The sequence below is a fragment of the Methylobacterium sp. WL7 genome, assembly GCF_008040085.1.
GTDB lineage: Bacteria > Pseudomonadota > Alphaproteobacteria > Rhizobiales > Beijerinckiaceae > Methylobacterium > Methylobacterium mesophilicum.
This window is the reverse complement of record NZ_VRVG01000022.1, coordinates 12447-33036: the sequence shown is the minus strand read 5'-3', so window position 1 is coordinate 33036 and position 20590 is coordinate 12447. Positions and strand designations below refer to the sequence as shown.

General features: G+C 68.8%; 22 protein-coding genes. 14 read left to right on the top strand and 8 right to left on the bottom strand.

The features are described from left to right. Position 1: 1 nt before the first annotated feature. Complete coding sequence (locus tag FV233_RS08660; RefSeq protein ID WP_147897245.1) at positions 2–670, bottom strand: class I SAM-dependent methyltransferase; 669 nt, start codon at positions 668–670, stop codon at positions 2–4. Positions 671–1206: 536 nt separating this feature from the next. Between FV233_RS08660 and FV233_RS08655 the strand changes: the two genes are divergently transcribed. After that, positions 1207–1533: a hypothetical protein gene (locus tag FV233_RS08655; RefSeq protein WP_147897244.1), complete on the top strand. Its 327-nt coding sequence runs from the start codon at positions 1207–1209 to the stop codon at positions 1531–1533. A 64-nt stretch (positions 1534–1597) separates the two neighbouring features. On the opposite strand, the gene queF is transcribed toward FV233_RS08655, so the two are convergent. Beyond that, positions 1598–2050, bottom strand: a complete 453-nt coding sequence (queF, locus tag FV233_RS08650) for a preQ(1) synthase (RefSeq protein WP_147897243.1) — start codon at positions 2048–2050, stop codon at positions 1598–1600. A gap of 125 nt (positions 2051–2175) precedes the next feature. Here queF and FV233_RS08645 point away from each other — a divergent pair, with 125 nt between their 5' ends. Beyond that, complete coding sequence (locus FV233_RS08645) at positions 2176–2382, top strand: hypothetical protein (protein WP_147855424.1); 207 nt, start codon at positions 2176–2178, stop codon at positions 2380–2382. A 166-nt stretch (positions 2383–2548) separates the two neighbouring features. Then, the gene (eno, locus tag FV233_RS08640; protein WP_147855425.1) at positions 2549–3838 is read left to right on the top strand and encodes a phosphopyruvate hydratase; all 1290 of its coding nucleotides are present in this window, start codon (positions 2549–2551) and stop codon (positions 3836–3838) included. A 130-nt stretch (positions 3839–3968) separates the two neighbouring features. Here eno and FV233_RS08635 read toward each other — a convergent pair whose 3' ends face one another. Then, positions 3969–5144, bottom strand: coding sequence for an adenylate/guanylate cyclase domain-containing protein (locus FV233_RS08635; protein ID WP_246689940.1), 1176 nt, complete (start codon positions 5142–5144; stop codon positions 3969–3971). A 108-nt stretch (positions 5145–5252) separates the two neighbouring features. Between FV233_RS08635 and FV233_RS08630 the strand changes: the two genes are divergently transcribed. The 7 genes from FV233_RS08630 to lpdA all read left to right on the top strand — a co-directional run bounded on the left by FV233_RS08630 (position 5253) and on the right by lpdA (position 12198). Further along, entirely contained in the window at positions 5253–5564 is a 312-nt protein-coding gene (locus FV233_RS08630) for a septum formation initiator family protein (protein WP_147855427.1), read from the top strand. A gap of 307 nt (positions 5565–5871) precedes the next feature. Continuing rightward, positions 5872–6849: a pyruvate dehydrogenase (acetyl-transferring) E1 component subunit alpha gene (pdhA, locus tag FV233_RS08625; protein ID WP_246689942.1), complete on the top strand. Its 978-nt coding sequence runs from the start codon at positions 5872–5874 to the stop codon at positions 6847–6849. 54 nt (positions 6850–6903) lie between these two features. Next, on the top strand, positions 6904–8349 hold the full coding sequence (locus tag FV233_RS08620; protein WP_147897241.1) for a pyruvate dehydrogenase complex E1 component subunit beta: 1446 nt from the start codon (positions 6904–6906) through the stop codon (positions 8347–8349). A gap of 70 nt (positions 8350–8419) precedes the next feature. Next, entirely contained in the window at positions 8420–8707 is a 288-nt protein-coding gene (locus tag FV233_RS08615) for a DUF5076 domain-containing protein (RefSeq protein WP_147855429.1), read from the top strand. A gap of 18 nt (positions 8708–8725) precedes the next feature. Beyond that, the gene (locus FV233_RS08610) at positions 8726–9319 is read left to right on the top strand and encodes a Uma2 family endonuclease (protein WP_147897240.1); all 594 of its coding nucleotides are present in this window, start codon (positions 8726–8728) and stop codon (positions 9317–9319) included. Between the two features lie 4 nt (positions 9320–9323). Continuing rightward, entirely contained in the window at positions 9324–10745 is a 1422-nt protein-coding gene (locus FV233_RS08605) for a pyruvate dehydrogenase complex dihydrolipoamide acetyltransferase (RefSeq protein ID WP_147897239.1), read from the top strand. Positions 10746–10758: 13 nt separating this feature from the next. Continuing rightward, a complete protein-coding gene (gene lpdA, locus FV233_RS08600) occupies positions 10759–12198 on the top strand; it encodes a dihydrolipoyl dehydrogenase (protein WP_147897238.1) in 1440 nt (479 codons plus the stop codon). 448 nt (positions 12199–12646) lie between these two features. Here lpdA and FV233_RS08590 read toward each other — a convergent pair whose 3' ends face one another. After that, positions 12647–12862 carry a hypothetical protein gene (locus FV233_RS08590; RefSeq protein ID WP_147855710.1) on the bottom strand — a complete coding sequence of 72 codons (216 nt, stop codon included), beginning with the start codon at positions 12860–12862 and terminating at the stop codon, positions 12647–12649. A gap of 254 nt (positions 12863–13116) precedes the next feature. Then, complete coding sequence (locus tag FV233_RS08585; RefSeq protein WP_147855709.1) at positions 13117–13341, bottom strand: hypothetical protein; 225 nt, start codon at positions 13339–13341, stop codon at positions 13117–13119. Positions 13342–13653: 312 nt separating this feature from the next. On the opposite strand from FV233_RS08585, the gene FV233_RS08580 reads away from it, so the two are divergent. Both FV233_RS08580 and FV233_RS08575 read left to right on the top strand, forming a co-directional pair. Next, the gene (locus tag FV233_RS08580) at positions 13654–14652 is read left to right on the top strand and encodes a threo-3-hydroxy-L-aspartate ammonia-lyase (protein WP_147855708.1); all 999 of its coding nucleotides are present in this window, start codon (positions 13654–13656) and stop codon (positions 14650–14652) included. Positions 14653–14774: 122 nt separating this feature from the next. Continuing rightward, positions 14775–15152, top strand: a complete 378-nt coding sequence (locus FV233_RS08575; protein ID WP_147855707.1) for an iron-sulfur cluster assembly accessory protein — start codon at positions 14775–14777, stop codon at positions 15150–15152. Between the two features lie 71 nt (positions 15153–15223). Here FV233_RS08575 and FV233_RS08570 read toward each other — a convergent pair whose 3' ends face one another. The 3 genes from FV233_RS08570 to FV233_RS08560 form a co-directional block, all read right to left on the bottom strand. Beyond that, positions 15224–16285, bottom strand: coding sequence for a GGDEF domain-containing protein (locus FV233_RS08570; protein WP_147897237.1), 1062 nt, complete (start codon positions 16283–16285; stop codon positions 15224–15226). 93 nt (positions 16286–16378) lie between these two features. Beyond that, on the bottom strand, positions 16379–18025 hold the full coding sequence (locus FV233_RS08565; protein WP_147897236.1) for a DEAD/DEAH box helicase: 1647 nt from the start codon (positions 18023–18025) through the stop codon (positions 16379–16381). A 185-nt stretch (positions 18026–18210) separates the two neighbouring features. Then, on the bottom strand, positions 18211–18564 hold the full coding sequence (locus FV233_RS08560; protein ID WP_147897235.1) for a hypothetical protein: 354 nt from the start codon (positions 18562–18564) through the stop codon (positions 18211–18213). A 417-nt stretch (positions 18565–18981) separates the two neighbouring features. On the opposite strand from FV233_RS08560, the gene FV233_RS08555 reads away from it, so the two are divergent. Then, positions 18982–19848 (top strand): porin family protein, encoded by an 867-nt coding sequence (locus FV233_RS08555; protein WP_147897234.1) that lies wholly within the window; start codon positions 18982–18984, stop codon positions 19846–19848. A 175-nt stretch (positions 19849–20023) separates the two neighbouring features. Then, positions 20024–20515, top strand: a complete 492-nt coding sequence (locus FV233_RS08550) for a PRC-barrel domain-containing protein (RefSeq protein WP_147897233.1) — start codon at positions 20024–20026, stop codon at positions 20513–20515. The last annotated feature ends 75 nt before the right edge of the window (positions 20516–20590 follow it).

Genomic DNA, 20590 nt, shown 5'->3' with positions numbered 1-20590 from the left:
GTCAGGCCGGCTGGAGCACGTGGATGCGCAGGGGCTGGACCAGGGAGTAGCGCCCGTCGGCCTCGCGCTCGGCCGCGCCCCGGAACGCCGCCTCCACGATCGGCCGCCGGGCTCGGATCGTTGCCTCCCGGGCGGGATCGACCGCGCTGACCCGCGCCAGGAAACCGTCCAGGTCGGCGAAGCTCTCGCGCCGTGCCAGGGTCACGTCCTGACGGCACAGGAAGGCACCACCCGACAGGGCCACCGCGATGGCCTCCTGCGCGGCGGCGCGGACCGCCGTCTCGTCCTCGATCGGCCGCAGGGCGTCGAAGAAGCTGCCCTCGGCCAGGGGCTCCACCACCACCAGGGTCCCGCCCGGCACCACGATCCGGGCCGCCTCGCGCAGGGCGGCGGCGGGGTCGGGCACGTGGTGCAGGGCGTTGAACATCACGGCGCCGTCGAAATGCGCGTCAGGGAACGGCAGGGCCTCGGCCGAGGCGGCCTCGAACCGCGCGGCCGGCACGGCCTCCCGGGCCTTGCCCAGGGCCGCCTGGCCCGGGTCGACGCCCGTCACCGAGGCGCCGTCCTCCGTGAGCCGTTTCGCCAGGGTCCCGGGCCCACACCCGATGTCGAGGATGCGCTTGCCGGCGAGCGGCGCGAAGGTATCGCGGATCAGCGTGAGGGCATCCATGGGGTCGGCTCTCCGGAACCGCGCCGGTCGCGGCGCAAGCGTAGGTAAGCAGTTTCCACCTGGAACGGGATGCACGAGCCGGCGTCATACCGGCTGAGATTGCGTTGGACTGGTCTTTCCCGTCCGCGCCGTCATTTTGAGACGAGGGCGCGCAGCGGAGACCTCTAGGGAGCCCTCCGGCCAGCCATGCGATCGCTGAGGGCTCGCTCGGTCACGCCTCAGGACGAGGGTGAGATCGGGATCTCCGTCCGCCTGAGCCGGCGTAAGACGGGAACCGGGCGGTCGGACAGCGCCGCCCCCACCCTCGGCGCAACAGCCGCAGGTTTAGACCCACTGCGATGCGGAAAGTATTCACAAGACCAGCGGCGGGCGTTTGCGAATGCCCGGGCGACCGGCAGTGATTCTATCGTATGGGTCGGAGATGAACCGTCGTTCAGGCGATCATGGTTATCAAAATCCGCATACGAAAACTCGGAACCGTTCGTTGTGCAGCCACGTTAGTGGGCATGTTCGATCACGGATCGAGAAGGAACGTCATGCGCAAGATCGGTATCATCGCCACCGCCGCCGCCCTGGCCCTCGGCAGCGTCGCCGCCACGACCGGCGCCGAGGCCCGTCCGTACGGTTTCCACGGCGGATACGGGCATGGCTATGGTCACGGCTACGGTTACCGCGGCGGACGTCGCGGCATCGGAACCGGCGCCGCCATCGGCCTCGGCATTGCCGGCCTGGCCGCCGGCGCCGTCGCTGCCGGCGCAGCCAACAACTACTACAACCGCGGCGGCTACGGGCCGGCCTACGGCGCTCCGGCTTACGGCTACGGCGCCCCGGCCTACGGCGGCTATTACGGCGCCCCCTATTAAGGGCGACGATCCCAACGGATCTGAAGGGCGACCGGCGCGAGCCGGTCGCCTTTTTCATGCCGGATCAGCGGCCGCGATAGGGGGCGACCCCGGTCTCGGGCAGCCAGATCGTCTTCGGCGGCTCGCCGGTCTGCCAGAACACGTCGATCGGGATGCCGCCGCGCGGATACCAGTACCCGCCGATCCGCAGGTAGCGCGGCTCCAGCAGATCGCGCAGGCGCTTGCCGATCGCCACGGTGCAATCCTCGTGGAACGCCCCATGATTGCGGAACGCGCCGAGATAAAGCTTGAGCGACTTCGATTCCACGAGCCAGTCGCCAGGCACGTAGTCGATCACCAGGATGGCGAAATCCGGCTGGCCGGTGACCGGGCAGATCGAGGTGAACTCGGGCGCGGTGAACCGGGCTACGTAATCGGTGTCGGCATGCGGGTTCGGCACCCGGTCGAGGCGGGCATCCGCGGGGGAGGACGGCAGCGGGGTGGGCTGGCCGAGCTGCAGGGTCTCAGGCGTGGTCATGGCGTCTTTATAAGCCCGCGTGCGGTCCGGCGCACCCATGCGCGCCGCGACCAATTCTTTACCGGTTTCCGTCACGATCCGCGGAGCGGGTGGCCGTCGACGCTGTCCGAAGCCGGTACGATACGATGCGTCTCATTGCCTTCGGGTTGATTGCGATGGTCGCGGCTGCAGCCGCTCCCGCCCGCGCTAGGGAAGACGACGCGGTCCAGCGCATGCTCGATGCCATGACCAGCTACGACCTCTGTGCCCGCAACGATGTCCAGTTACGTAGGCTGAACCGATCCCTGGCCGCGACCCCGGTCCGGCACCCGGCCCCGCTGCGCGTGCGGTAGGCCCGCACGTCAGCGTTGCGATTCATCGCTGTCACGACACGTGCACAGGCGCCACCTAACCGGATGCTTGCCGCCGGACGCGGCTTGACGGATAAGCCGCCGCGATGCGCCGCACCCCGGATCGGGGCCGCCGCTGCCGACAAGCGGCCCCGCGAGAGGACCTGTAATGACCGCGATCACCAATATCAGCGCCCGCGAGATCCTCGACAGCCGCGGCAACCCCACGGTCGAGGTCGACGTCCTTCTGGAGGACGGCTCGTTCGGCCGCGCCGCCGTCCCGTCGGGGGCGTCCACGGGCGCCCACGAGGCGGTCGAGCTGCGCGACGGCGATCAGAGCCGCTTCCTGGGCAAGGGCGTGCTGAAGGCGGTCGAGGCCGCGCAGACCGAGATCCTCGACGCGATCGGCGGCATGGAGGCCGAGGATCAGGTCGCCGTCGACGAGGCGATGATCGAGCTCGACGGCACCCCCAACAAGGCGCGCCTCGGGGCGAACGCGATTCTGGGCGTGTCGCTCGCGGTCGCCAAGGCGGCGGCCGAGGCCTCGGGCCTGCCACTCTACCGTTACGTCGGCGGCGTGCAGGGGCGGGTCCTGCCGGTGCCGATGATGAACATCATCAACGGCGGGGCGCACGCCGACAACCCGATCGACTTCCAGGAATTCATGATCCTGCCGGTGGGCGCGGAGTCGCTCGCCGACGCCGTGCGCATGGGCTCCGAGGTGTTCCACACCCTCAAGGGCAAGCTGAAGAAGGCCGGCCACAACACCAATGTCGGCGACGAGGGCGGCTTCGCCCCGAACCTGCCGTCGGCTGAGGCCGCCCTCGACTTCGTGATGGACGCGATCACGGCCGCCGGCTTCAAGCCCGGCACCGAGATCGCCCTGGGCCTCGACTGCGCCGCCACCGAGTTCTTCAAGGACGGCGCCTACGCCTACGAGGGCGAGGGCACGAACCGCTCGATCGAGGCTCAGGTCGATTACTTGGCCCAGCTGGTTGCCAACTACCCGATCCTCTCGATCGAGGACGGCATGTCCGAGGACGACTGGGCCGGCTGGAAGCTCCTGACCGAGAAGATCGGCGATCGCTGCCAGCTCGTGGGCGACGACCTGTTCGTGACCAATGTCGAGCGCCTGTCCCGCGGCATCGCCGAGGGCACGGCCAACTCGATCCTGATCAAGGTCAACCAGATCGGTACGCTGACCGAGACCCTGGCGGCCGTCGATATGGCCCAGCGCGCCGGCTACACCGCGGTGATGTCCCACCGCTCCGGCGAGACCGAGGATTCGACCATCGCGGACCTCGCGGTCGCCACCAATTGCGGGCAGATCAAGACCGGCTCGCTGGCCCGCTCCGACAGACTGGCGAAGTACAACCAGCTGATCCGTATCGAGGAGGGCCTCGGTCCGCAGGCGCTCTACGCCGGCGCTTCGGCGATCAAGCATCTGGCGCGGGGCTGAATTCGCATACGTCTTCCCTCCCGGCTTGCGGGGAGGGAAGACGGGGGCCGTCTTTCAAATTGCACCGTCATTGCGAGCGCAGCGAAGCAATGACCGGGAACGGCGCTCCACGTCCTTCGGCCGACGAACTTCAGTCACCCGGCAGCGTCCAGACCTTCTGCGGCCGCGCCAGCCCTCGCAGCTCGATGGTTCCCACCGGTTCCAGAGGCCGGGCGCACCGTTCCGCGAAGGAATCCGAAACCAGCAGCGCGTGGCCGAGGGCCTCGCACTGGCTCTCGATACGGCTCGCCTCGTTCACCGCCCGCCCGATCACCGTGAAGTCGAGGCGGCGCTCGGTGCCGACATTGCCGTAGACCACCGTCCCGAAATGCACGACGCAGTCGGCAGTCAGCTCCGGTAGCCCCGCGGCCCGGCGGCGATCGTTGAGCGCGGCGTTGGCCGCGAGCCCGTCCGCGGCGGCGTCGAGGGCGCTGTTGCAGACGGGGCAGGGCAGGATGCCGGCATCGGCCACCGGGAAGATCGCCAGGAAGCCGTCGCCGAGGAATTTGAGGATCTCGCCGCCGTGCCGGGCCACGGGATCGCCCAGCGCGTCGAAATGCTCGTTGAGCCAGGTGACCATGTCGTAGGGGTCGGCCCGGTCGGACAGGGCCGTGAAGCCGCGCAGGTCCGTCAGTAGGATCGCGGCCGGGACGGCCCGGCCCTGGCCGCGCTGGATCTGCCCGTCGAGGACCCGCTCCGCGGTGGAGCGCCCGAGATAGGTCGCCGTGACCTCGCGTAGGGTATGTCCGAGGCCGAGCTTGGCCACCGCCAGCGCGAAGGTCGGCATCACCGCCGCGACCGCCGCGAGGTCGGCCTGCGTGAAGCCGTCGCGGGCCTGGGTGCAGAACGAGATCGCGACGCCGCGCAACGCCGTGCCGGGCGCGAAGCCGACGATCTGGACCGCGTACTCGGTGCCGCCCTCGGCGCGCAGGCCGTGCAGGATCGGGTAATCCGTTTCCGGACCGGGGCTGTCGAGGCGCCAGCGTCCGAAGGTCTGGCTCCGCTCCAGCATCGCGAAGATCGGGCTGCGGAGCCAGTCGGCCTCCTGTTCGGCGCCGTGCGGGTTCGGCACGAAGGTCAGGCCCTGGCCGAGGAGCCAGTTCAGGCTGACGCCCCGCACGGTCGGGTCGATGGCCGGCGACATGACGCTGACCCGCCAGAGCGGGACGCCGGCCGCGCACAGGGCCTCGCAGACCCGGGCTAGCATCGTGTCGTGGTCGTCGGTCGCGGTCGCGTGCTCCGCGATCCAGCGCGTCAGCTCCGTCATGTCCATCGGTGCGCCGGAGTTCCCATCCCTGGGCCCGGATCATACCCGACGGGCACGAACCGGCAGCACCGAAAAACTCCGTTAACCTTTCCGCGCGAGGCTGGCGCCATGGTCGTCCGTCGCCGCGTCAGAATGGTCGTGTTGCCCCTGGGTCTCTGGACCCTGTCGGCGCTCGTCGTCGGTTTCTTCGTGTGGCAGGCCGAGAGCGGCAACCGCGGCCTCGAGGCCAAGAAGGTGCTGAAGATCCGCGCCTACGGCCTCACCCGGGAGCTCGCCGCCGTGCGGGCGGAGCGGGCGACCTGGGAGCACCGGGTGACCCTGCTCAAGAGCGACCAGATCGACCGCGACCTCCTGGAAGAGCGGGCCCGGATCGTGCTGGGCCGCGTCCACGCCAACGACGTGGTCGTCATCACACCCTGACATCACGCTCCGGCCCGACGCGCCGCCACTTAAGGTCGGCCTCTCCCATGCACGAAAGCCGGCGGCTGCCGTTCGGGACGATGCTTTAGATCGCCTCTGACAAGAGGGGCGACCTGTCAGAGCGTCCACCCTCGCTTTCCAAACGGTGCTGTCCTACACCCCGTTCCAGTCGCGTGGAATCACGGGGAGAGCGCCGATGGACGCCGCCAAGGAGCCTGCGAAGGACGCTTCGTCCTCGCAACCGCAGGTCGGAAGCTCAGAGGCCGGAAGCGCTCAGGTTATCGAGGCGCACAAGCCCGCGCCCAACATGCCGCAATTCACCCGCGAGGAAGACCTTCACGCCTATCACGAGATGCTGCTGATCCGGCGTTTCGAGGAGAAGGCCGGCCAGCTCTACGGCATGGGCCTGATCGGCGGGTTCTGCCACCTCTATATCGGCCAGGAAGCCGTGGTGATCGGCATGCAGATGGCCTCGGTCGACGGCGACCAGGTCATCACCGGCTACCGCGACCACGGCCACATGCTGGCCTGCGGCATGGACCCCAAGGGCGTCATGGCCGAGCTGACCGGCCGCCGGGGCGGCTACAGCCGCGGCAAGGGCGGCTCCATGCACATGTTCAGCCGCGAGAAGCAGTTCTTCGGCGGCCACGGCATCGTGGGCGCCCAGGTCTCGCTGGGCACTGGCCTCGCCTTCGCGGATCATTACCGGGAGAACGGCAAGGTCAGCCTCACCTACATGGGCGACGGCGCGGCCAACCAGGGCCAGGTCTACGAGAGCTTCAACATGGCGGCGCTGTGGAAGCTGCCCGTGGTCTACGTGATCGAGAACAACCGCTACGCCATGGGCACCTCGGTGGCCCGGGCCTCGGCGCAGACCGACTTCTCCAAGCGCGGCCTCTCCTTCGGCATCCCGGGCGAGCAGGTCGACGGCATGGACGTGCGCACGGTGCGCGAGGCGGCGGCGCGGGCGGTCGAGCACGCCCGCACGGGCAAGGGCCCCTACATCCTGGAGATGCAGACCTACCGCTATCGCGGCCATTCCATGTCCGATCCGGCCAAGTACCGGACCAAGGACGAGGTCTCGAAGATGCGCGACGAGCACGACCCGATCGAGATGGTGCGCAAGCGCCTGCTCGAGCTGCACGGGGTGCCGGAGGCGGAGATCAAGGCGACCGACGCCAAGGTCCGCGAGACCGTGAACGCGGCGGCCGAGTTCGCCACCAACGATCCCGAGCCGGATCCCTCCGAGCTGTGGACCGACATCCTGCTGGATGCGCACGCCTAGCGCGTCCGCGAAACCCTGGCCGCCCCGACCGAAAAGACGACCGCAGAGCTGAGCATGGCGACCGACATCCTGATGCCCGCCCTCTCCCCCACCATGGAGGAGGGCAAGCTCGCCAAGTGGCTGAAGAAAGAGGGTGACCCGGTCAAATCCGGCGACGTGCTGGCCGAGATCGAGACCGACAAGGCGACCATGGAGGTCGAGGCGATCGACGAGGGCGTGCTCGCCAAGATCTTGATCGCGGAGGGCACCGAGGGCGTCGCGGTCAACACGCCGATCGCCATCATCGCGGGTGAGGGCGAGGACGTGGCCGAGGCGGCCGCCAGCGGTGGTAAGCCGAAGCCCAACGGCGCCGGCGGCCACCCGGCCCCGACCCCGGACATGCAGGCCGAGGGGATGGCCGACAAGCCGGCCCCGGCCTCGAAATCCGGCGAGGATGCGCAGAAGGCCCCGGCGGCGCCGGCCGTCATCACCAACAAGGCCGACGAGCCGGTGATGGAGGAGTTCCCGGCTAACACCCCGATGGTCACCACCACGGTCCGCGAGGCCCTGCGCGACGCCATGGCCGAGGAGATGCGCCGCGACGGCGACGTGTTCGTCATGGGCGAGGAGGTCGCCGAGTATCAGGGCGCCTACAAGATCACCCAGGGGCTGCTGCAGGAATTCGGCGCCCGGCGCGTGGTCGACACCCCGATCACCGAGCACGGCTTCGCCGGCATCGGCGTCGGCGCGGCGTTGTCCGGCCTGAAGCCGATCGTGGAGTTCATGACCTTCAACTTCGCCATGCAGGCGATCGACCACATCATCAACTCGGCGGCCAAGACCCTGTACATGTCCGGTGGCCAGCTCGGCTGTCCGATCGTGTTCCGCGGCCCCAACGGCGCGGCCGCCCGGGTCGGCGCCCAGCACAGCCACGATTATTCCGCGTGGTACTCCAACGTGCCGGGCCTCAAGGTGATCGCCCCCTACACGGCCTCTGACGCCAAGGGCCTGCTCAAGGCCGCGATCCGCGACCCGAACCCGATCATCTTCCTCGAGAACGAGATCCTGTACGGCCAGTCCTTCCCGGTGCCGCAGCTCGACGACTTCGTCCTGCCGATCGGCAAGGCGCGGGTCCACCGCACCGGCAAGGACGTGACCATCGTGTCCTTCGCGATCGGCATGACCTACGCGCTCAAGGCCGCCCAGGCGCTGGCCGAGGAGGGCATCGAGGCCGAGGTGATCGACCTGCGCACGATCCGGCCCATGGATTCCGAGACCGTGGTGCGCTCGGTCAAGAAGACCGGCCGCTGCATCACGGTGGAGGAGGGGTTCCCGCAATCCGGCATCGGCGCCGAGATCGTGGCCCGCCTCATGGTCGACGCCTTCGACTACCTCGACGCCCCGGTCCTGCGCATCACCGGCAAGGACGTGCCGATGCCCTACGCGGCGAACCTGGAAAAGCTCGCCCTGCCGACCGTGGCCGAAGTCGTCGAGGCGGCCAAGAGCGTCTGCTACAAGTGACGGGATTCGCGGGCGGCGCCGCAGCCCCGTCCGTCTGCCCCGAACGGGTTCGGAAATCAGCCGGCGCGCCATGAGCCAGGATCCCACACAGGACTTCGTCGAACTGGCCATTCCGCCGGACGCCCGCGCCCAGGGCGGCATCGAGGTGCTGCGCGCGGCCGTGGTGGACGGGGCCGTCAGCGTCGCCCTGCGCCGCTCGTTCGACGATCCTGCGACCTGGGGCCGGCTGCTGCTCGACCTCGGTCGGCAGGCGGCCCGCGCCTACGCGCTGGAGACCGACATGTCGGAGGAGGAGGCGTTCGAGCGCATCCGCGCCGGCTGGGAGGCCGAGGGGCTCGACCCCGGCGGCTTCAACTAGCGATGGCGGCATCCGACCATGGCTGAGGCAGCGATCCGACTGGCGACCTACGCGGATCTCGTGGCCGTGCCGGAGCATCTCGTCGCCGAGATCATCGATGGCACCCTGGAGACACACCCGCGTCCGCGGCCTGGGCACGCCAGCGCGGCAGTACGGCTCTCCAGCGAGCTCGATTTTACCTTCAGCCGTGGGCGTGGAAGTCCCGGGGGTTGGATCTTCATGATCGAGCCGGAGCTTCATCTCGACCCTCACGTGGTCGTGCCCGATCTCGCTGGCTGGCGCCGCGAGCGGATGCCGACCGAACCCGCGGATGCCTTCATCACGACCGCGCCGGATTGGGTCTGCGAGATCCTGTCGCCGCCCACCATGCGCCTCGACCGCGGTCCCAAGCGCCGCATCTACGCCGAGGCAGGGATCGGCCACCTCTGGCTGCTCGATCCGGGCGAAGGGTTTCTGGAAGGCTTTGCCCTCGCGGATGGGCGCTGGGTGGTCTTGGCCACGATCCAGCGCGGCGAGACTGTAGCGCTCGCGCCGTTCGACGCCGTCCCGTTCCCCCTCGACGACCTGTTTCCCTTCGACGATCCGGCCGCCCCGGCCTTGCCCGAGACCTGATGCCATGCCGATCAACGTGCTCATGCCCGCCCTGTCGCCGACCATGGAGAAGGGCAACCTCGCCAAGTGGTTGAAGAAAGAGGGCGACGCCGTGAAATCCGGCGACATCCTCGCCGAGATCGAGACCGACAAGGCGACCATGGAGGTCGAGGCCATCGACGAGGGCGTCCTCGCCAAGATCGTCGTCCCAGAGGGCACCGCCGACGTGCCGGTCAACGACCTGATCGCGGTGATCGCCGTCGAGGGCGAGGATCCGGCGAGCGTGCAGGCCGCGGGCGGCAAGGCCGAGCCGAAGGCCAAAGCCGAGCCGAAGTCCGAGCCGCAATCCGCGGCGCCGGCACCGGCCGACCAGAACACCACGCCCGGCGGCGGCCACATGTCCTACGAGCGGGTGAACGAGGCGCCGGAGGGCGCCCAGCCCGGCGGGACCGCGCCGAAGCAGCAGGGCGGTTCGGGAGGCCGGGTCTTCGCCTCGCCGCTCGCACGCCGGATCGCCAAGCAGGAGGGCGTCGAGCTCGCCGCCGTGGCGGGCACCGGCCCGCACGGGCGGATCATCGCCCGCGACGTCCAGGCCGCCAAGGCCTCGGGCGGGACCAAGGCGCCGGCGCCTCAGGCCGCCGCCGAGGCGCCCAAGGCGGCAGCACCCGCGCCGAAGGCCGCCCCCGCTGCCGGAGCGCCGGCCGGCCTCACCCTCGATCAGGTCCGGGGCTTTTACGCCAAGGGCTCCTACGAGGAGGTGCCGCTGGATGGCATGCGCAAGACCATCGCCAAGCGCCTCACCGAGGCGATGCAGGTGGCCCCGCACTTCTACCTCACGGTGGATTGCGAACTCGACGCGCTGATGAAGCTGCGCGAGACGCTCAACGCCTCCGCGGGCAAGGACAAGGACGGCAAGCCGGCCTTCAAGCTCTCGGTGAACGACTTCGTCATCAAGGCGATGGGCCTGGCGCTCACCCGCGTGCCCGCCGCCAACGCGGTCTGGGCCGAGGACCGGGTGCTGCGCTTCAAGCAGGCCGAAGTCGGCGTGGCGGTGGCGATCGACGGCGGGCTGTTCACCCCGGTGATCCGGCGGGCCGACGAGAAGACCCTGTCCACCATCTCGAAGGAGATGAAGGACTTCGCCGCCCGGGCGCGCTCGAAGAAGCTCAAGCCCGAAGAATACCAAGGCGGCGTCACCTCGGTGTCGAACCTCGGCATGTTCGGGATCAAGCACTTCACCGCGGTGATCAACCCGCCGCAATCGAGCATCCTGGCGGTGGGCGCCGGCGAGAAGCGCGTCGTCGTCAAGGACGGCGCTCCGGCGGTGGTCCAGGTGATGACCGCCACCCTGTCCTGCGACCACCGCGTCCTCGACGGCGCGCTCGGCGCGGAACTGGTCGCGGCCTTCAAGGGGCTGATCGAAAACCCGATGGGCATGTTGGTCTGAGCCGGAGCACGCAATGTCCGACACCTACGACATCCTCATCATCGGCGCCGGCCCCGGCGGCTACGTCACCGCGATCCGCGCGGCGCAGCTCGGCTACAAGACCGCGGTGATCGACCGGGAGCACCTGGGCGGCATCTGCCTGAACTGGGGCTGCATCCCCACCAAGGCGCTGCTGCGCTCGGCCGAGATCTACCACTACATGCAGCACGCCTCCGATTATGGCCTGTCGGCCAAGGAGGTGTCGTTCGACACCGCGGCCATCGTGAAGCGCTCGCGGGGCGTCTCAGGCCGGCTCAACGGCGGCGTCGGCATGCTGCTCAAGAAGAACAAGGTCGACGTCATCTGGGGCGAGGCCTCGGTCGACAGCGTCGCCACGGGCAACCAGCCCGGCCAGGTCACCGTCAAGGAATCGAAGCGCGCCGAGGCTCCGAAGGGCGCCAAGGGAGCGGGCAGCTACCAGGCCAAGCACATCATCGTGGCCACCGGAGCCCGGCCGCGGGCGATCCCCGGGATCGAGCCCGACAAGAAGCAGATCTGGACCTATTACGAGGCCATGGTCCCGGAGACGATGCCCAAGAGCCTGCTCGTCATGGGCTCGGGCGCGATCGGCATCGAGTTCGCCTCATTCTACCGGACCATGGGCGCCGAGGTGACCGTGGTGGAGCTGCTGCCGCAGATCCTGCCGGTGGAGGATGCCGAGATTGCGGGCCTGGCGCGCAAGCGCTTCGAGAAGCAGGGCATCAAGATCCTCACCGGCGCCAAGGTGACCAAAGTCGAGAAGGGCGCCGATTCCGTCACGGCGACCATCGAGGGCGGCGACGGCAAGACCCAGCAAATCACGGCCGAAAAGCTGATCTCGGCGGTGGGAGTGGTCGGCAACATCGAGAATATCGGTCTCGAAAAGCTCGGGGTGAAGATCGACCGCGGCATCGTCGTGACCGACGGGCTGGGCCGGACCAACGTCCCCGGTCTCTACGCCATCGGCGACGTCGCCGGCCCGCCGATGCTCGCACACAAGGCCGAGCACGAGGGCGTCATCTGCGTCGAGACCATCAAGGGCCTGCACACCCACCTGATGGACAAGGCCAAGATCCCGGGCTGCACCTATTGCCAGCCGCAGATCGCCAGCGTCGGCCTCACTGAGGCCAAGGCCAAGGAGCTGGGCTTCACCGTCAAGGTCGGCCGCTTCCCGTTCGCGGGCAACGGCAAGGCGATCGCGCTGGGCGAGCCGGACGGCCTGGTCAAGACGGTGTTCGACGCCAAGACCGGCCAGCTGCTTGGCGCCCACATGGTCGGCGCCGAGGTGACCGAGCTGATCCAGGGTTACGTCGTGGCGATGAACTTGGAGAGCACCGAGGAAGAGCTGATGCACACGGTGTTCCCGCACCCGACGCTCAGCGAGATGATGCACGAAAGCGTACTCGACGCGTATGGCAAGGTGATCCATAGCTGACGGTCGATACCGGGCGCGGAGGCGGCTCGCTCGCCCCGCGCCCTGGTTACGCGCACAGCAGCCCGGAGACACATCGTGCTCCGGGATCGCTCAGTTCCACTCGCAAAGACGATGGCTGTGGCGAAGGCTTCGGAGATTCCAATCTCTCCCCTCATCCTGCTACCGGATTCACGCATCGGTGTCGGCAGTACGGGTGCAGGATGGAGCGCGGGTCCCCTCTCCCGCACGGGAGAGGGGGCCGGTCGCGCTCTATCGCGAGCGGCGGTGTCCGATGCAGATGTGTAAACATCGTAGCCTCATCCTGAGGTGCCCGGCGATCGAAGATCGCTGGGCCTCGAAGGAGGGCTTCAGGGATCGCGGAGACTTCTGGAGGGCTCCTTCGAGGCCTCCGCTTCGCTGCGGCACCTCAGGATGAGGGTTAGGGTGGGAAGGTCCGCTCAATCCGCCGCTAGGTTGCAGACTCGGTGTTCTGGCGCGACGAAGCCATCAGGGCGAGGCTGATGGCCTGGAACAGGGCGATTACGAACACGGTCGCCAGACTTCCCCCAAGAGGAATCAGCGCCAGGGCCCACGGGTCGAAACCACGGACCAACAGCAATGTGACAGCGCTTCCGATCACGGACGCGAGGATCATGCGAAAAATACAGCATTCCGACGGTTGCATGATCCCTCCCGGTCGGCAGCCCCCCAACCTATAATTGTAATTTTAACCAAAACTTGCAATCGAAAATAGTACGCAGCGCACAGCCACGTCGCGTGATCGACGTTCCCCTTTCCGCCGCCGAGGCGGATTCGCGGTCTGCGGCCTCGACCCGTTCGGCGATCGCGCGACGAGACTGCGGGACCGTCTGCAGTGGAGCTGGGTTTACCGAAAACTCCAAGCGGCCCGGTTCGGCGGCGGCATGAGGGCGGAAGCGGTCACCCGTTCCCGCGCTCCACCGGCTCCGCCTGATCCTGCGAGGGCACGTAGGCGCACCATTCGCAGATGCCCCGCTCGGCACCGCGGCTGGCGTTGCGCTGCGAACAGAGCGGGCAGACGAGCAGGATCAGCCGTCCGCCCGACCGGAGCGCAAGGCCCCGCCCGCGGAACGTGACCTCCGTCGCCTCGTCGCCCGCCCGCCGATCGCGCATCCTGTCGCTCATCGGGCCTCCGCGGCACCGCGCTGCGGGTCGGCGGGAGAGGGGATCCGAACCTTCGATTCCAACGGCATGGCGACGCGACCCTCGAACGAATCCAGGGATACAAGCTCCGGGCCAACGAATGGCTCCGCTTGGCCTGCAAATCCCACGGATGCGCCGGGCGCAAATCCTGCCTAAGAGTTTCCGCGGCCGGGAGCGGTCCGCCGGGGTGATTCCGGTCCGGAGCGGGCGCGCGCAGGCGGTCGAGGTCACGCAGCCGTGCCCGATCGCAGCGCGATCGAGCACGGTTCTCAGGCAGGAGCTTTGTGGGATACGATGCCGGAGCAAGCACAGACGACGACGGCCGAGAGCGGCGTGCCGACCTTCGCGGACGTCGCCCGGGCCGCGGAGCGGATCGCCGGGATCGCCCACCGGACCCCCGTGCTGACCTCGCGCACCGCCGATGCGCGGACCGGCGCAAAACTATTCTTCAAGGCCGAGAACCTGCAGCGGGGCGGCGCCTTCAAATTCCGGGGCGCCTACAACGCGATCAGCGCCCTCCCGGAGGCGGTCCGTGCCCGCGGGGTGCTGTCGTTCTCCTCCGGCAACCACGCCCAGGCGATCGCCCTGGCGAGCCAGCTGCTCGGCATCCCGGCGACGATCGTGATGCCGGGCGACGCCCCCGCGGCCAAGATCGCGGCGACCCGGGGCTACGGCGCCGAGGTCGTGCTGTACGACCGCTACACCCAGGATAGGGAGGCGCTCGGCCGGGAACTCGCCGAGCCCCGGGGCATGACGGTGATCCCGCCGTTCAACAACCGCGATGTGATTGCCGGGCAGGGGACGCTGGCGCAGGAGCTGATCGCGGAGGCCGGGCCCCTCGACGTGCTGGTGGCCTGCCTCGGAGGCGGCGGCCAGCTCGCCGGCTGCGCGCTCGCCGCCACGGAATTGTCGCCGGGCTGCCGGGTGATCGGCGTGGAACCGGAGGCCGGCAATGACGGGCAGCAATCGTTCCGCGGGGGCGCGATCGTCACCATCCCGGTACCCCGGACCATCGCGGACGGGGCGCAATCGACGGCGCTCGGCGACCTCACCTTCGCGATCATCCGCAGGGATGTCGCCGACATCCTGACCGTCTCGGACGCCCAGCTCGTCGAGACCATGCGGTTCTTCGCCGAACGGATGAAGATCCTGGTCGAGCCGACCGGCTGCCTGGCGGCGGCGGCGGTCCTGCACGGGCTGGTCGACATCACGAACAAGCGCGTCGGCGTGGTGATCAGCGGCGGCAACGTCGATCTCGCCACCTTCGCGCGGCTCACGGGCGAAACGGCCTGACGCGCCGAATGCCGCGGCCCTGTGGCCCGACCGTAGTGGACCGGGCGGGGACGGATGCTTATCTTGTGTCTGTCAGAATGCGCGCTCCCGGGCCTTGAACCCGGATGGGCGGGAGGGTGACGATGTTTGCAGGCTTCAAGGTTCTTTCGCTGACCGATCGCGCGGCCGAGCGGATCAAGGCGATCATGGCGGATGCCGACCGGCCGATCGCGGGCCTGCGGGTCGGCGTCCGCAACGGCGGCTGCGCCGGCATGTCCTACACGATGGAATATGCCGAGGCGGCCAATCCCGGCGAGGACGTGGTCGAGGATCGCGGCGTCCGGGTGTTCGTCGATCCCAAGGCGGTGCTGTTCCTGCTCGGTACCGAGATGGACTTCACCACCACAAAGCTCGCCTCGCAATTCGTGTTCAACAACCCGAACCAGACCTCGGCCTGCGGCTGCGGCGAATCGGTAGCGATCACGCCGGTCTCGGAAGACCGGATCCCGGCCCGGGTCTAAAGCATCATCCCGAAAGGTGGTTTCCGGCTTTCGGAAACGGATGATGCGAGATCAAACGTCTCGGCCTCGCGTCAGGCCACCTGCGGGAGCGTCTCGGCCGCGTCGTCCACGACGCGGTTCCGGCCGGCGCGCTTGGCCGCGAACATGCACAGGTCGGCGCGCTCCAGGAGTGAGGCCGGGCTGTCGCTGGCGTGCAGAACTGCGATGCCGAGCGAGATCGTGACCTTGCCAAGCGACTCGCCGGTCGAGCGCTTCACGAGTTCCCGTCCCATCACGCTGGTCCGGACCTTCTCGGCCACCTGTCGGGCGAGGACCCGGTCGGCGCCGGGCAGCACGATGCCGAACTCCTCGCCGCCGAACCGGGCGAGCAGCGCCTGCGTGCCGGCATTCTCCCGCATCACGATCGCCACGAGCCGCAACACCTGATCGCCCGTGAGATGGCCGTACAGGTCGTTGAAGCGCTTGAAGAAGTCGATGTCGAGCACGACCAGGCTCATCGGCACGTCCCCGAGGCGGGACGCCTCCAGGGTCGCCTTCAGCATCTCCTCGAAATGCTTGCGGTTCGCCAGCCCGGTCAGCGCATCGGTCAGGCTCTCGAGCCGGCTCGCCTCCAGCTTCTCGCGCAGGGTCTCGATCTCGGTGCGGGTCTCGCGCATCCGTGCCTCGAGGACACGGTTGTTCACCGCGACCTCGCGGGTGGTGGAGACCAGGGTCGAGACGATCTCGCCGAGGCGCGCCCGGGTCGGCATGCCCTCCTGGGCGAGATCCTGGGCCAGGCCGCGCAGGGCTTCGCCGTATTGCGTGGTCGAACCGAGCGACAAATCGAGGATCTCGGTCACCGCTTCGATCTCGTCGAGCACGCTGCGGCTGACGTCGCCGGCGGCACTCGTGAGCTGGCGCCCGTCGAGATAGGTCTCGTGCAGGTCGTCGATGTCGGACTCGGTCAGGCAGCCGTTCTGGGTGGTCCGACGCTTGACCGCGTCGCCCAGCAGCGGCAGTTCGCCCGACACGTAGGCGTACCAGACCGCGTAGGCGCGGGGGGTGGCCGAGGGACCGTAATCGTGGATCAGATCGTGCGCCCGCTTCGCAAGCGCGAAGCTGCGGTCGCGATCCGAATAGGTCTCCTGGCTCATCCGTAACCCGCGGTCCGAGGCCGCCGGTGGATCACTAAACACGGCCCAAAACCAGTCTAGTGCCGGTTCGTAGCTGGAACGTTAAGCCGGGCGTTACTTCTCTTTCTTTGCCAAAACTGGTCGAAGCAAGAAGGCCGGGACGTGTGAGCCGAGTCCGATCGGGGTATCCCCGTCGGGCTCGTTGCGGCGGCCGCGCTCCTCGCGCATCCGCTCCTCGCGGACGGGCTCGGGACGCGGGGCCGGACGGGTCTCGCCACGCGCGGCGGCCGACCCGCCGCGGGAGCGCTGGCGTCCGCTGCCCTCGCGACCGTTCGGCTTGGCCTCGGCACGGGGCTCCGACCTGGCCTCGGACGTACGCGGCTCCGGTGCCCTGGCCTCCACCGGACTGGTCTCCGACGACCTGCTCTCCGAAGTCCTGCTCTCGGAAGATCTGCCCTCCGAGGTGCGCCGCTCGGAGCGCCCAGCCGACGACCGCCCCTCGGGCGAGCGGTCGACCGACGACCGGGCCTCGGACGACCGCCCCTCGGACTTGCCCGAGCGCCCGCCGCGGCGGCCCTCGCCCGATCGGCCGCGGTGCCGCGTGCCGGTGTCGGCGGACGGATCGGCCACCGTGGACAGGTCACCGTCGAACCAGGGAATCGGCTGCCCGATCAGCGCCTCGATGGCGCCCAGCGAGCGGTCGTCCCCGGGGGCGACCAGGGTGTAGGCGGCGCCACTCCGGCCAGCCCGGCCGGTTCGGCCGATCCGGTGAACGTAATCCTCGGGGTGGTGCGGGATGTCGAAATTGAACACGTGGCTGACCGCCGGGATGTCGAGACCACGGGCCGCCACGTCGCTGGCGACCAGCAGGGCGGTCTCGCCAGCGCGGAACGCGTCCAGCGCGGTGGTGCGCGCCCGCTGGTCCATGTCGCCGTGGAGGGCGGCGGCGTCGAACCCGTGGCTGACCAGCGACTTCTGCAGCAGCGCGACGTCGCGCTTGCGGTTGCAGAAGATGATGGCGTTGTTCAGCTCGGACTCGCCGCGGATCAGGGTACGCAGGCGCTCGCGCTTGGCGTGCCCCTCGGAGCCGACCGCCACCAGCCGTTGCGTGATGGTCGAGGCCGTGGAAGCCGGCCGCGCCACCTCGATCCGCTGCGGGTTGTGCAGGAACATGTCCGCCAGCCGCTCGATCTCCGGCGGCATGGTCGCCGAGAAGAACAGCGTCTGCCGGGTGAACGGGACCATCTTCACGATCCGCTCGATGTCGGGGATGAACCCCATGTCGAGCATACGGTCGGCCTCGTCGATGACCAGCAGCTCGACCCCGGTGAGAAGCAGCTTGCCGCGCTCGAAATGGTCCAGCAGCCGGCCCGGCGTGGCGATCAGCACGTCGGTGCCGCGCGTCAGCTTGGCGTCTTGGTCCGCGAAGGACACGCCGCCGATGATGAGCGCGACATTGAGCTTGTGGTTGGTGCCGTAGCGGTCGAAATTCTCGACCACCTGCGCCGCGAGTTCCCGGGTCGGCTCCAGGATCAGCGTGCGGGGCATCCGGGCGCGGGCGCGGCCGTTCTCCAGCAGCGTCAGCATCGGCAGCGTGAACGCCGCGGTCTTGCCGGTGCCGGTCTGGGCGATGCCGAGGACGTCCCGGCGCGCGAGCACGTGAGGAATCGCCTGAGCCTGGATCGGAGTCGGCTCGGTGTAACCCGCCGTCTCGACGGCGTTGAGGACTTTCTCGCTCAGTCCCAGGTCGGAAAAAGGCATCTGCGTTCAGGAACCGTTGCGCGCCCGGCCGGCGCGGTGGACACCGTCGCGGCAACGGCTCGGGAGGGCTCACGTAAGGCGCACGAACGCACCCGTGGCCGCGGGGCGCATGGGGCAGTCAGTTAGGGGCTTGGCGCAGCTTGTCAATCTCGCAATGCGCGCATCCGGGTCCCACGCACAGCCGATCAGGGCTGGTGACGGTCCAGGGCGGGCAGCAGGCAGGGGTCGAGGCGGGTCACCCGGGCGGCGCCGGCCGGCGCGAGCGAGCCGGTCGTCTCCGGATCGGCGGTGAGCCCCTGTCCGACCAGGGCGAGCTGGACCGATGCCGGGCCGGCTTGGCTCAACCGGGCGAGCTGGTGGGTCGCGACCAGGGCGAGCAGACCCACGACGGCCGAAATGCGCAGCGCCCAGGCCAGGGATCCCGCGGGCCGGGTCTGGGCAATGCTCGTAGCTGGATGCGTGCGCGTGGACCTGTCCGGCTCGACGGCGGGTCGGCGAGTCCCGAAGGGCTTCTGACTCCGCTCGGCGGGCGGGAGCATGGTCTGTCCTTCTCGGTCGGGCGTGCGGCGGGCAACGGTCGATCCGGGACGGTTACCACACCATGGTTAACCGCCGACTTACGCAGGACGGGACGAGCAAGCGCTCACCGTACCAGAATAAAACGCCGTCCCCGGCGCCGACGCGGAAGAGCCCGACTGGCGACGGACCCGAATCGGACAGATCCCGGCATCCCCGGATAAAGGAGCCCGACTAATCTTCAGACTTTGTTCAAACGCCGATGCAGCTTCTGATACACACTCATGCGCCGACGACAGGGTTGTGCGCGCGTAACCTTCACCTTTCGTTGACGAGATCGGGCTAGTCTGGCCGAGCTTGTTGCAGGAAAGCGACAGACCCGCCGACCGAGAGCGCCTAGAAGGCAGCCGGCTCAAGCCAACCCCAGGACCCATGGCACCATGAAAAAAGTTCTTCTTGCATCGACCGTTCTCGCCGGCATGACCGCCGCCGCCTCCGCGGCCGACCTGCCGCGTCGCGCTGCGCCGCCGCCGGTGTTCACGCCGGTGCCGGTGTTCACCTGGACCGGCGCCTACTTCGGCGTGAACGCCGGCTACGGCTTCGATGCCAGCAGCCGCAATACCGCCAACTACGCCCTGCCGGCCGGCTCGCTGATCAACTCGCCGAACACCAATGCCGTCGTCAGCGTCGGCAACCGCGGCGCCAACGATGGTTTCACCGGCGGCGCCCAGATCGGCTACAACTATCAGTTCACCCCGGGCTCCGGCATCGTGGTCGGCTTCGAGGCTGACGCCCAGTACGTCGACTTCGCCCGCCGCGCTAACGGCACCCTGAACTACGGCGTGACCGGCGCTCCGGGCGCCGCGTTCTCGAACCCGCGCGCCTTCGTCGCCACCAGCGGCAACGGCCTCGACTACTTCGGCACCGCCCGCGGCCGCCTCGGCTACGCCTTCGACCGGACCCTCGTGTACGCCACCGGCGGTTACGCCTACGGCTCGGGTCAGGACGACCAGAACTTCGCTGGCCGGAACTTCCGCAGCAGCTTCCGCACCGGCTACGCCGTCGGCGGCGGCATCGAGTACGCCCTGCCCACCGACTCGTTCCTGAACTTCTTCAAGTCCTCGGCCGTGACCCTCAAGGTCGAAGGCCTGTACGTGAACCTGGACCGTCAGAAGAACACCGCCGGTGGCGTGTTCTACGGCAACCTGCTGGCCCCGAACGGCACCGCCTACCTCAACGGCGCCGCCGCCAACACCGAGTTCGCCGTCGTCCGCGCCGGCGTGAACTACAAGTTCGGCTCGTACTAAGATCGAACCTCGGCGCCGGCCCAGCCGGCGCCGCAGCGAGGGAGGGTCCGGCCGCAAGGCCGGGCCCTTCGTCGTTTTCGGAGGCCCGGTGCGACAGGGACGACAGGAACGGCCCCTCCGGCGTGGAATTATGGCCGTAGCGCCCGGATTGCTCGGATGCTCCGGAGCCATCCCTATGCGAACGTCACTCGTTTTTCTGCCGCTGGCCGTCATCGCCCTGGCCGGGCCTCCGGCCCACGCCCAAGACGCCAGCGTCATCGGCAACAAGACGGTGCTGCCCGGCACCGGGCCGGGTACGTCAACAGGCGGCGCGGGTGGCGGGCGGCTGATGACGGCGGCCAGCGCCGACGCCGCGACCAAGCGGCAGGGTCTCAAGCCCGCCGCGTTCCTGGCCACGCAGATGATCGGCGTCACGGTCCGCAACGCGGCCGGCGACAACGTCGGCAAGATCGACGACCTGCTGATCGCCGATGGCGGGACCCTCAAGGCGGTGGTGCTGGATGTCGGCGGCCTCCTGGGCCTCGGCAGCAAGCGCATCGCCGTGGAGCCGGATGCCCTCGTGCTGCGGCCGGGCGGGGATCGCTTTTCCGCCGTGCTCAACATGAGCAAGGACACTGTCGCGGCCGCCCAGCCCTTCGACCCGGCCAAGGCGATGGCGACGGATTAGACTGGCCCGGGTCGGCGTCAGGGCATCCAGATCCAAGACACTGCCAAATCTCGAGTGATGAAAAATCGTGGTTTC